Origin of the sequence: Catenibacterium sp. RTP21428st1_D7_RTP21428_210409 (assembly GCF_040227455.1) — a bacterium.
GTDB lineage: Bacteria > Bacillota_I > Bacilli_A > Erysipelotrichales > Coprobacillaceae > Catenibacterium > Catenibacterium mitsuoka_A.
Window position 1 is genome coordinate 1 of sequence record NZ_JBEHVX010000073.1, and the last position, 12,485, is coordinate 12,485.

Annotated in this window: 9 protein-coding genes and 1 tRNA gene; 2 read left to right on the plus strand and 8 right to left on the minus strand. The window is 34.2% G+C overall.

Features of this window, described 5'->3' with window-relative positions:
* Positions 1 to 550: 550 nt before the first annotated feature.
* The 3 genes from ABUA27_RS09840 to lacZ are packed head-to-tail and all read right to left on the minus strand — an operon-like array spanning position 551 to position 5,326.
* Complete coding sequence (locus ABUA27_RS09840) at positions 551 to 1,762, minus strand: MalY/PatB family protein (protein ID WP_129982163.1); 1,212 nt, start codon at positions 1,760 to 1,762, stop codon at positions 551 to 553.
* A gap of 45 nt (positions 1,763 to 1,807) precedes the next feature.
* Positions 1,808 to 2,398: a histidine phosphatase family protein gene (locus ABUA27_RS09845; RefSeq protein WP_349820637.1), complete on the minus strand. Its 591-nt coding sequence runs from the start codon at positions 2,396 to 2,398 to the stop codon at positions 1,808 to 1,810.
* Between the two features lie 3 nt (positions 2,399 to 2,401).
* Positions 2,402 to 5,326: a beta-galactosidase, LacZ type gene (lacZ, locus tag ABUA27_RS09850; protein ID WP_349820638.1), complete on the minus strand. Its 2,925-nt coding sequence runs from the start codon at positions 5,324 to 5,326 to the stop codon at positions 2,402 to 2,404.
* Positions 5,327 to 5,462: 136 nt separating this feature from the next.
* On the opposite strand from lacZ, the gene ABUA27_RS09855 reads away from it, so the two are divergent.
* Entirely contained in the window at positions 5,463 to 6,278 is an 816-nt protein-coding gene (locus ABUA27_RS09855) for a PocR ligand-binding domain-containing protein (RefSeq protein ID WP_349820639.1), read from the plus strand.
* 12 nt (positions 6,279 to 6,290) lie between these two features.
* Here ABUA27_RS09855 and galE read toward each other — a convergent pair whose 3' ends face one another.
* The 5 genes from galE to ABUA27_RS09880 all read right to left on the minus strand — a co-directional run bounded on the left by galE (position 6,291) and on the right by ABUA27_RS09880 (position 12,179).
* Positions 6,291 to 7,289, minus strand: coding sequence for a UDP-glucose 4-epimerase GalE (galE, locus tag ABUA27_RS09860; RefSeq protein WP_117548122.1), 999 nt, complete (start codon positions 7,287 to 7,289; stop codon positions 6,291 to 6,293).
* Between the two features lies 1 nt (position 7,290).
* Positions 7,291 to 8,574: a galactokinase gene (locus ABUA27_RS09865; RefSeq protein ID WP_129982089.1), complete on the minus strand. Its 1,284-nt coding sequence runs from the start codon at positions 8,572 to 8,574 to the stop codon at positions 7,291 to 7,293.
* A complete protein-coding gene (locus ABUA27_RS09870; RefSeq protein ID WP_129982087.1) occupies positions 8,571 to 9,584 on the minus strand; it encodes an aldose epimerase family protein in 1,014 nt (337 codons plus the stop codon). Before ABUA27_RS09870 ends, ABUA27_RS09865 begins: the two co-directional genes overlap by 4 nt.
* The gene (galT, locus tag ABUA27_RS09875) at positions 9,578 to 11,047 is read right to left on the minus strand and encodes a UDP-glucose--hexose-1-phosphate uridylyltransferase (RefSeq protein ID WP_287846759.1); all 1,470 of its coding nucleotides are present in this window, start codon (positions 11,045 to 11,047) and stop codon (positions 9,578 to 9,580) included. Before galT ends, ABUA27_RS09870 begins: the two co-directional genes overlap by 7 nt.
* 139 nt (positions 11,048 to 11,186) lie before the next feature.
* On the minus strand, positions 11,187 to 12,179 hold the full coding sequence (locus ABUA27_RS09880) for a LacI family DNA-binding transcriptional regulator (RefSeq protein WP_129982084.1): 993 nt from the start codon (positions 12,177 to 12,179) through the stop codon (positions 11,187 to 11,189).
* 231 nt (positions 12,180 to 12,410) lie between these two features.
* Here ABUA27_RS09880 and ABUA27_RS09885 point away from each other — a divergent pair.
* A tRNA-Ile gene (locus tag ABUA27_RS09885) sits at positions 12,411 to 12,484 on the plus strand.
* The last annotated feature ends 1 nt before the right edge of the window (position 12,485 follow it).

The window sequence follows — 12,485 nt, forward strand, 5'->3', positions numbered from 1 at the left end:
GGCCTTAGCTCAGCTGGGAGAGCGCCTGCTTTGCACGCAGGAGGTCAGGAGTTCGATCCTCCTAGGCTCCACCAATTATATCAATCCGATATTTTTTGAAGAATAGAATTACGTAGGGCATCTAAATACCGAAGAACCTCCTCAATGTAAAATTGAGGAGGTTCTTTTATTTTTTAGTCAAACTGTTTACAAATGATAAAAATCGTGTGGCTAGAAATGAATGAATATTCATTTCTAGCCCTTTTTAGTAGTTAAACTATTATGAAACAAAGCAAACACAACATTCTCTACTCACCACAAAGGTTAAGACTATTCTTGGACGCTCTATGGATGTGGCTCTTGATAGTCTGAAGTGCTACTGCAATGACCCTGTTTCCAACTTCACTTGTTGTCGAAAGCTTCCTGCTCGTACTCTCTTTGAATGCATCATGATTTTTTCAAATTACTCCTCAATAGCTGAATTGTCTCACTTTTTTGAGGGTCACGGTCCACATTTTGCTTTTTTATGAAACTATAATGAGTTATTTACCCGTTACAGCCCCTTTTCACGTTAGAATACGTATTCTTTTAATCTTTGCATGGCTTCCTGCAATAATGCATGTGGCAATGCAATGTTAAGTCTTATACCCCATGGATCATGGAACTGAACACCACTTTGCCAATCTACACCTACATCCCATCCTTTTTGAATAAGTTCATCAATAGTCAGATGATTCTTTAGGCAGTAGTCTTCACAATGTAGGAACACCATATAAGTACCCTGCGTTTGAGATACTTCAATACCTTCTACATTGTTTTTAATAAAGTCATAGGTATATTTCATATTCTGTTCAAGTACCCGATTTAACTCATCCACCCATTCAATAGATTTTTCACGATAGGCACCTATTAAAGCATGCATAGATAAAACGTTCATACTATTGTAATGTGTTGAAGTGGCTACTTTGTTGAGCTGTTCTCTTAAATAGTCATCACAAATAATATGATAGCTGCCAATAAGTCCTGCTAAGTTAAATGTCTTACTTGGTGCATAAATAGAGATTGTGCGTCTTTTAGCATCTTCACTTACACTATAAGTAGGAATATGCTTATATCCTGTAAATACAATGTCTGACCATATTTCATCTGATACGACAATGACATCATTTTCTTTGAAAACATTCATTGCCTGTTCAAGTTCTTCTTTTTCCCATACACGTCCATATGGATTATGAGGAGAACAGAGAACTGCTAAGCGAATGTTATTGTTTTTGATACGTTTGTCCATGTCCCGATAATCCATGCGCCACACGCCCTCTTCATCCTTTACGAGAGGACTTAATTCAGCCACCCGGTCTGTATCATTTAATACAGTGGAAAACCCTACATAAGTAGGACTATGGAAGAGAATCTTGTCTCCTGGCTTTGTAAAGGCATGAATAACACTTGCTAAACATCCTAAAACACCATTCTCATAACCAATATACTCTTTCTTTAAATCATGAATGTTGTTTCTTGTCTTCTGCCAATACATGATGGCTTCATAATAATCATCAGATGGATAAAAATAACCAAATAGTGGATGTGCGATACGTTTATTGAGAGCATCCATTACACTTGGTGCTGTCGCAAAATTCATATCAGCCACCCACATTGGAATAATACTAAAACCTTCTTTAGGGAAAGTAGGCTTCTTGACATGACCTTTTTGAGATCCTACTGCATCCAAGGCCATGGCATCTTTTCCTTTTCTATCAATGATTGTTGTAAAATCGTACTTCATGACATCGTCTCCTTATTATTATAATAGGATGACTTGAAATGTTACTTAATAGACTGCATTCAGAATAGTATCAAGTGAATAATGTCCTTCTTTATAATCCACTATGATTGTTGTCGCATTATCTGGAAAGCTTAAGCGTGCATCATGAGGCACAAGTGTTTTTACTAATCCATAAAGTGAGCAGCCATGTCCAACAATAAGTACTGTATCATCTTCTTTACTTGATGCAATGATGTCATTAATGGATTCTATATGTTTGTTAATCACATCATGGAGATTTTCTCCCTCATATGGTCGATAATCCATTTCTAGAGTATCCGTCCAGTCAGTACTTTCTACATGTAGCTTTCTTACAAGTTGTGTATTGATTCCTTCTAAGATTCCAAAATTCACTTCTTTTAAACGTTTGTCATAAATAGGTGCAATATTATGACTTTGAAGTATAATCTCTGATGTCTCTACTGCTCTTCCAAGTGGTGATGTATAAGCCTTGTTTATACTATAGTCCTTTAATTGTAAAGACATGTTTTCTACCTGTTTAACGCCTAATTTTGATAAAGGTGAATCACACCATCCCTGTGTTAAATTGATTTCATTAAAGTGTGTTTTACCATGTCTTACAAATAGAAACTTCATTGATTATTCTCCTTTAAATACAAAGTGTAGATGATGCTTATTCTTATCTAATAAGAATTCTTCATGTGTCTTAGCACCCCATGTATCATCTCCTGCAACACCCATCTGTTTCTCATTAATACATAATACTGTCTGATATGCTTCAGGTAATTCATCATGATGACGTGCATTTTCTAATTCATAAGGTGTGTAATGTAAAGCTGACATTTCAAAATCATCGCCCTCTAATAATAATACCTTATTTTCACCATGAATCAACACTTCCTTAACATGTGTTCTATTGCCACATTCCTGTGGGTAAAGATAAGCTGTACAGTTGTCTGTGACATTATAATCATATCTTCCAAGCATTGCCCCTTTATTTCTATCTATATAGTTTTCTTCTGGACCAAATCCATAATATGAGACATGCTCCATATCCTTATATAATTGGAATAATAGGCCGAATGCAGGCATTTCAATATTGGATGCAAGAGGCTGATAAGACATATCTACTTCTACTTTTCCATCTCCATATACAGTATACGTAAGATAAAGTAGTTCATCTCCTAAACGAGGTAAATCATATGTATATTCAATCTCGCATGATGTTTCTTCTTTAACTACTCTCACAAATTGACATTTAGCATATAAACTTGCAGTTAGCCATTCACCATAGCGATAGCCATATTTATTTTCCACATCATTATTTGTAGAAGCTCTAAAGAAGTTTGGTTTTACAGGCACACGAATGTATTCTTCTTGATGATAACGATAAGACACTAATCCTTTCTGTTTTGAGAAAATGACATTGAAGTCCTTCCCTACTACACCAACATTTAAATAGTCTTCTACCACCTTAACTGGTAAAGAAGAATTCTTTACTGTTTGAGGTTCATAGTTATAAATGTACTGTTCATATGCATACACTTGATCATCTTTCTTTAGATAAATATTCAATGCATATTCTTTGTTATCTTCAACCACAAAAGGATTCTTGATTGTAGTTGTGTTTTGTGGTGCACATGCAATAATAACATTCTGAGACTTAATGACATAGCCGTCACATAACAAATCAATCTGTAAAGTGTATTCTTTCAAATCAGTAAATAAGTATCTATTATCTAATTTAATTTCCTGTTCATTGATTGTGAAATCTACATATTGATAACAATACTTTACTTCCTGCATCTTAGGAGTATTCTTACGATTCGCAAAGACTAATCCATCGCCACAGAAATCATAATCACTTGGTCTTTCTTTAAAATCTCCTCCATAACAGAGTTTTCCATCATGATATAATGCCTGATCGATATAATCCCAGATAAAACCTCCCTGATAAAGAGGATATTTCTTTTCTAAATCAATATACTTAAATAAAGCACCATTACTATTACCCATTGAGTGCGCATATTCACATAGAATGAACGGTTTGTCCTGATGTGTAGTTAAGTACTTTTCTATATCTTTCACATATGTATACATCTGGCTTTCGATATCACTTGTCTCATTGTAAGAACGATCATGGAAGATACCTTCATAATGAATGACACGTGATTGGTCTTTGTTTCTTAAGAATTGAGACATTTCATAGAGATTCTTACCTCCGTGAGATTCATTACCTAAAGACCATATAATAATAGAAGGATGATTCTTGTCTCTTTCATACATTGAATTTGCACGATCTAGAACAATATCTAACCATTCAGGCTTATTATCAGGAATAATATGTTCCTTGTCAAAGTACTCACTCCATGTACCATGTGTTTCTAGGTTCACTTCATCAATGACATAAAGTCCATATTCATCACATAGATCATAGACGAAAGATTGATTAGGATAGTGTGATGTACGCAATGCATCGATATTATGTGCCTTCATATTTAAGATATCCTGTTTTGTTTCTTCATAAGATACATGTCTACCTGTATAAGCAGAAAATTCATGTCTATTAACACCGTGGAAGATGATTCTCTGACCATTGATACGCATAATACCGTTTATGATTTCAAACTCTCTGATACCAACCTGCTGGCTGATGCATTCTACTAAGCCTTCTTCATCCATTGCTTCAATAATCAATGTATAAAGGTGTGGTTTTTCTGCAGACCATAAATGAGGATAATCTAATTCAAATTGAAGTGATGTACTATCCTCTTTTATTTGACTCGCAATAATTTCATCATTATATTTTAAAGTATAAATAACCTTTGTAGGGTGAATAACAGTTGGATTCACTTCTACGACAGCATGATCATAGGTGTCATTCAAATGTGTAAGTACCTTTATATCTTCCAAGTGTGTATGAGGCACCATTTCTAGTTCTACATCTCTAAATATTCCTGAGAAACGCCAGAAGTCCTGGTCTTCTAGCCAGCTTCCGCTGCTAAAGCGATACACATTCACTGCAATCTTATTTTTTCCTTCTTCTATCAAAGAAGTGATATTAAAACGTGATGGTGTAAAAGTATCTTCACTATAGCCTACAAAAGTTCCATTAACCCATAAAGCCATTGCGGATTCTACACCCTTAAAATTAATATAAACATCCGTGTTATCTTTAATAACTGAACTATCAAAATATGTAATATAGCTGCCAATTGGATTATGTTCTGGAATCTCTCCTGGTATGATTTGTTCTGTAGCAGACCAAGGGTAGATCTGATTGACATACATAGGTGTTCCATAACCCTGTAACTGAATATGTCCAGGAACATTGATTTCATCCCAGTTATCACTGTTGTAATCCTTGTTAGAAAAATCTTTAATCAATTGATTAAACCCATTAGCATAATGAAATTTCCATTTACCATTTAAAGAATAGATATAACTACTCTTATTTGTATGCATCTCCTCTAGAGAGGCATAGCGATGTATTGAGGCATGTGCCTTTTCACGATTGATATTAAATACCTTTGGGTCTTTGACCCATTCATTGTTCATTTCCATATATATTATCCTCCAAATATAATTATAAAAATATGAAAACAAATAGAAATGGAATAGAGTATAATATAGGGTAAAATAGTATAATGTTGTATTTTTTTACTTTTGTTGAGATATAATGGTTGTGAGGTGATTTAATATGGAAGACTTAGAAAAAATACTCAAACAGCTCTATCTTGTCTCAGGATTGAATATGTCCATCTTTGACATTAATCAAAAAATACTGGATTCTTATCCTCATAAGAAATCCAAATTCTGCCATGAGATAGAGAAGAGCAAAGCTTCTGATCATTGTTTTATATGTGATATAAATGCGATGAATCATGTAAAAGAGACTGGCGAACTTTATGTCTATCAATGTCATTTTGGACTCAGTGAAGCAATTATGCCTTTATATTCTTATGGTGCTTTAACTGGTTATCTAATGATGGGACAAGCGGTTATAGGAACATATAGAAACTATTCTGAAATCATCAATAAATCTAAGCCCTATTTTGAAAATGAAAAAGAATTAAAACAACTTGTCACAAATATTACTATATTAGATGAAGATCAGATATATGCTTTTGCATATATATGTGATATCTGTGCAAAATACATTTCTCTCACCAATCGCATTCAGGCCAAAAATGATCATCTTGCCCAGGAAATAAAACAGTACTTAATTGCGAATTATAGTAAACCTATTACGATTGATCAGCTATGTGATTATTTCTTCTGCAGCAGAGGAACATTGTTAACTCATTTTAAATCTAAATACAATACGACTATCCACAAATTCTTATTAGATTACCGATTAAAGAAGGCTGCAGAACTATTAACAAACAAGAAACAAACCGTTAAAGAGATTGCTTATCAATGTGGCTTTGAAGACCCTAATTACTTCTGCAAAGTATTCAAAAAGGAGTACCAATGCTCTCCTCTAGAATTCAAAAACAAAGAGATGCCCAATTGAGCATCTCTTTTATTACATATGTTTCTTTGCAAAGTTCCAAGTATCTCTGCACATATCATCTAGTGTCTTTTCAGCTACCCATCCTAACTGTTCTTTTGCACGAGTAGGATCTGCATAACATGTTGCGATATCACCAGCACGTCTTGGCTTGATTTCATAAGGAATCTTGATTCCATTAACTCTTTCAAATGCCTTTACGATTTCTAATACACTATATCCTTTACCTGTTCCTAGGTTACAGATATGAACACCTGGTGTTGCATATTTTTCAATTGCAAGAACATGACCCTTGGCTAAGTCTACAACATGGATGTAGTCACGTACACCTGTTCCATCTGGTGTATCATAGTCATTACCAAATACACCTAAACAAGGAAGTTCACCAGTGGCAACTTTCATAATATAAGGCATAAGATTGTTAGGAATTCCCTTTGGATCTTCACCTAATAATCCTGATTCATGGGCACCAATTGGGTTGAAGTAACGAAGAAGTGTAACAGACATTTCTGGTACAGCATGCTGTACATCTGTTAGAATTCTTTCCATCATAGCCTTTGTAGAACCATATGGGTTTGTAGTCTGTCCTAATTCACAGTCTTCAGTTAAAGGTACAACTTTAGGATCACCATATACTGTAGCACTTGAAGAGAATACAATTGAAGGGACATGATACTTCTTCATAAGCTTAGCAACAATAAGAGTTGTCATTAAGTTATTTGTATAATATTCAATAGGCTTTACTACTGATTCACCTACTGCCTTGAAGGCTGCACAGTGAATGACTGCATCCAATTTATTTTCCTTGAATACTGCTTCTGTCTTATCTTCATCTAAAACGTTAAATTCATAAAACTTTACTTTCTTACCAGTAATTTCATGAATGGCATCTAAGGCTTCTGGTTTTGAATTTGAGAAATCATCGATGACTACAACATCATGGCCGCTCTGTAGTAGTTCTACACAGACATGACTACCAATATAACCTGCACCACCTGTAACTAGTACATTCATATTATTCCTCCACTACTTTACAACCACCAAGTTTTCTTACTTTAAGTACATGACAGCTGCCTTCTCCAAATAATTTTTCAATTTCTTTCTTATATTCTGGGACAAAGTCATTTTCTACAAATGCCTGAATTGTACCTGCGAATCCACCACCATGTACTCTAGATACACCATGGTCTCCTAATACGATTTCACTTAATGCTAGACCTGCAGAAACTGCCTGATGCTTATAATCAAAGTCTGCGTAAACATTCTGTAAGAACTTATAGCTTGAGTTACCAGATTCCTTGATTAACTTCTTGAATAAGTCAAAGTTATCATTGTTTAATGCTTCTACAATTTGAGGTACTCTTGCATTTTCCTTGAAGAAATGAATAGCTCTTAGAATTTCTCTATCATTCTTAACTGCTGCTCTGACATCAGCAAGATGATCAAAGAATTCCTTTTCATCTACTTCTCTTAAGAATTCCTTGCCAAAGTAATGAGCGACATCCTTCATTTCAGTTGGAATAGCACCATAAGCATCTGTTAAGTCTGCATGGCTTCCCTTTGTATCAACGATACATAAGCTATGATCATATTTAGAGAAGTCTACATCTACATGATTTACAACAGGATGTTCTGTATCCTTGAAATCGATAGAGATCAGTCCACCGACAGCACATGCGCACTGGTCCATTAATCCACAAGGCTTACCAAAATAAACATTTTCAGCATACTGACCTACTTTTGCGATAGTGACCATATCGATGCTCATATCATTATATAAACCATCAATGATTGTACCAATAATTGTTTCAAAAGCAGCTGAGCTAGATAAACCAGCCCCTACTAATACATCACTTGTAATGAATGCCTTGAAACCCCCGATATTGTAACCTAGTTCTTTAAGTTTAGAGACAACACCTCTGATTAGTCCTTCTGAAGTACCTTCTTCTTCATCCTTCTTATCTAAATCATTTAAATAGATTGGCTTAATATTAAAGCTATCAGAGACAACATTGATTACATCATCCTGTCTAGCGACTACACCAATCGCATCTAGATTGATAGAACCTGCGAGTACACAACCATGCTGATGGTCTGTATGGTTACCTGAAATTTCACTTCTACCTGCAGCACTATAGATGCTGACATTTTCATCACCATAAAGTTCAACGAACTTATCTAATGCATTGGCATATCTGTCTTTCTGATAATCTACGAGACTTGCATCTTCATATAAGTCTTTCAACATTTCATCATATTTATTAGTTTTAAATTCTTCTTTTAATAAGCTTGCTTTCATTTTGTTACCTCGAATGTATATACTGTTTCTTCTTTAAATTTTTTATTTGCGTTTAAGATGACCTTTGGGTTTTCTTCTTTATGAATACTGTCTGGTAAATAACTTGTTTCAATACATAATGCCTCTTGTGGATGCATAGTATATCCATATTTATCTAGCTGTCCATCTAAATAGTTTGCACTATATACCTGTGCTGATGGATATGTAGTAGATACAGTTAATTTAATACCAGTTTCTGGAGAGTAAAGTTCTGCCTGATTTTTATCTGTATTAAATACAAATGGATGATCATAACCACGGGCTGTGATTAACTGTGGATGATTGTCTTTGATACAGTCTCCAATCACTTTTTCACTTCTAAAGTCAAATGGAGTATTTGTGACATCTAATAATTCACCTGTATATAATCCATCACCATCAACGCAGCCTACTTCATCAGCATTGAGTTTTAATACATGATTATGAACACTTGATGCATGTCCATTTAAGTTGAAATATGAATGGTTTGTGATATTGATGATTGTATCCTGATCACTTGTTGCTTCATAGCGCATATGAAGAGATGTTCCTTCGATTGTATAATAAGCATAGAAATCTAATGTACCTGGATAGCCTTCTTCACCATCTTTAGATACATAGTGGAACTTGACACCATCTTCAATAAATTCATAATCAAATACCTTGTAAGAGAATCCTTCAATACCACCATGTAATGAGTTTGGACCATTATTAATAGGAACATTATAAGTCTTCCCATTTAATGTGAAAGTTCCCTTCTCAATACGGTTGCATACTCGTCCTACCAAAGCACCAAGATATGTACCATCTCTCTTCTGGTAATCTGATACTTCAGGGAAGCCTAATACACAATCACAAGGATTTCCTTCTTTGTCTTTTACTACAGCTTTAAGTAGTGTGCAGCCAAAGTTTGTGACTTCTACATAGAAGTCTTTGTTTTCTAAGCCGATGACAACAATATCATCATCTAATTCTTTCTTAATTTCTACCATAAGCCCTCCACGAAGCGACTGAATCCTTCAATTCCTTCATCAGTCATTTTATATACACCAGCATCTTCTAATACTGCTACAAACTTCTTAGTGACTTCTACTTCTAGGAATTTATCAACATCCTCGTAGTCACAATTCTTAAGATATTTGTACCAGTCCGCATGCTTCTGTAATGATTCATTTGAATCAAAATCCGCATTACCTAATAGACACTGTTTGATATCTTCTAATTCATTCTTTAATCTTGCAGGAAGAACAGCTAAGCCCATTACTTCAATTAAGCCGATATTTTCCTTCTTAATGTGGTGATGCTGTGCATGAGGGTGGAAGATTCCTAATGGATATTCTTCAGTCGTACGGTTATTTCTAAGTACTAGATCTAACTGATACAATCCATCCTTCATACGTGCAATTGGTGTTACTGTGTTATGTCTTACACCATCTGTATATGCAATGATATCTAGTGATTCATCACTATAATCAATCCATTTCTCAAGAATAACATCAGCCAAAGCAATAATTTTTTCTTTGGAAGTAGAGGTAAGTCTTAGAGTTGACAATGGCCAATACAGCATATCTACCTGCACCTGGTCATGTTCATAACTCTTGATTACTTTTGCATCTTCCATAGGAAAATGATGACGACCGCCTTGGTAGTGATCATGGGTAAGGATAGAACCACCTACGATTGGTAGATCAGCATTACTTCCCAGCATATAATGAGGGAACTTATCTACAAATGCGAATAGATGCTCGAATGTATTGTGATCAATTTTCATTGGCTGATGTTCTTCATTAAATACGATACAGTGTTCATTGTAGTAAACATAAGGTGAATACTGTAGGTAATAGCGATGACCTGCAAGGTCTAATGGAATAATACGATGATTCTGTCTAGCAGGATGCTTCATATTACCTGCAAATCCAACGTTTTCTTTACACAATAAGCAAAGAGGATAGTTTGCAGATTTGATATTCTTTGCAGCTGCAATCGCTTTAGGATCCTTTTCTGGTTTAGAAAGGTTGATAGTAATCTGGATATCACCATATTTAACATAATGGTTAAACTTGATATTCTTATCAATACGTGATTTACGAATATAGTTACTACTAATACTTAAATCATAGAAGTAGTCTGTTGCTTTTTCTGGAGATTCATTATAAAGAGTGTTGAACTTATTTACTACTTCACTAGGACGAGGCATGAGGCAGTTCATAAGTCTTGTATCAAATAAATCTTTTTCAGTCACAGAATCTGAAATCATGCCTTTTTCTACTGCATAGTCAAGAATATGATCAATGATATCCTGTGCTGTTTCTAATTTTTCATCAATTTCTTCTAGTTCAAATTCATCTAACTGAAGTAAGTCTAGAATTAAATTTGCGGCATAGTACAAGTCATCTGTACCAATCATGCCTTTTTGTAACGCAAAGTTAAGTAATCTGTTGATTTGATGGTTCATTATGGGGTCTCCTTTTTTTATTTTGTTATTTTCTTCACCTACTATAATAAACTTTTTAGTAAAATAATCAATATTTTTTAACTTTTTTTACTAATTTGTTTACTTATTATTTTACTAAAATAAAAAGAGAAAAGTTTTATTAATTCTCTCTGCATGAATTTCTAATAACTAATTGACATGGTAATTGTATTCTACGTGGGTAGCTGATATCCTCTTCCGTGATCATTCCGTGTAATAATGAAGCACCCATCTCTCCCATCTCACTTGAAGGTGCATAGACAGTAGATAATGTAGGTCGTGTGAAGTTACATGCATCCACATCATTGAATCCCATAATAGACACTTCTTCTGGCACCTTTATTTTTGCATCTAATAAAGCCTGCATAGCCCCCATCGCAAGAGGATCATTGGCACAGAATATTGCGGAAGGTATTTTTCCTTCTTCAATCACACGATTCATGACAGAATAGCCTTCATCTCCTGTCATTTCATGATTAGTTGTAAATATCTCATATTTTATTCCTAGATATTCGCAATATTTAATAAAGCTTTTCTTTCTAGAAATTGTTTGTAAAGACATTTCATCATATTCATTTCTTCCCATAAAACCAATCGTTTCATGTCCCTGTGAATGAAAATAGTTAACTACTTTATACATCGCGTCATCAAAATCCAATGAGATACAGACATTTGTGATTGGAGACAAATCCATATCTAATAAAACAATTCTACTAGATAACTTACTAAATGTATCAAGATACTTCTTTTCAAACTTTCCAATACAGATAATACCATCCACACCTTCTAATACCTGCTTCATATTCATATCATCGTATCTTACTTTTGTGGAAGCCATCTTTTCTTTTCTTAAATATTTCTCTACACCCTGTAAAATAGATAAGAAATAAGTATCTCTAAATTCCTGTTCAAATGTATAACACTGGATAATACCTATATTAAATGTATTCTTCTTTTCTTTTGATTTTAAGGAGTAATTGAGTTCACTAGCCACTCTTAATATCTTCTCTTTTGTCTCAGGTAAAACCCTCAATGTTTTATCTTCATTTAATACTCTTGATACAGTTGCGATAGATACATTAGCTGCTTTCGCAACATCTTTAATTGTAGCCATTTCTTTTTCCTCCTTAACATTACTATAATAATTAATATATCACAATCTAGATAAAATGAGATAAAATGAGATAAAATTTTTAGTAATATTTTAACCAATTTTAATGATACATTATTTTTTCTTTATTTTCATTGTATATATCAAGTATTTTTCTACCTTGCCTATAATTTCTTCATTTTTTTATTGACGAGTGTATTTCTACATGTTATTATAGGTGAGCAGTCAAGAAATGGGCCTGTAGCTCAGTTGGTTAGAGCGCACCCCTGATAAGGGTGAGGTCGATGGTTCAAATCCATTCAGGCCCAC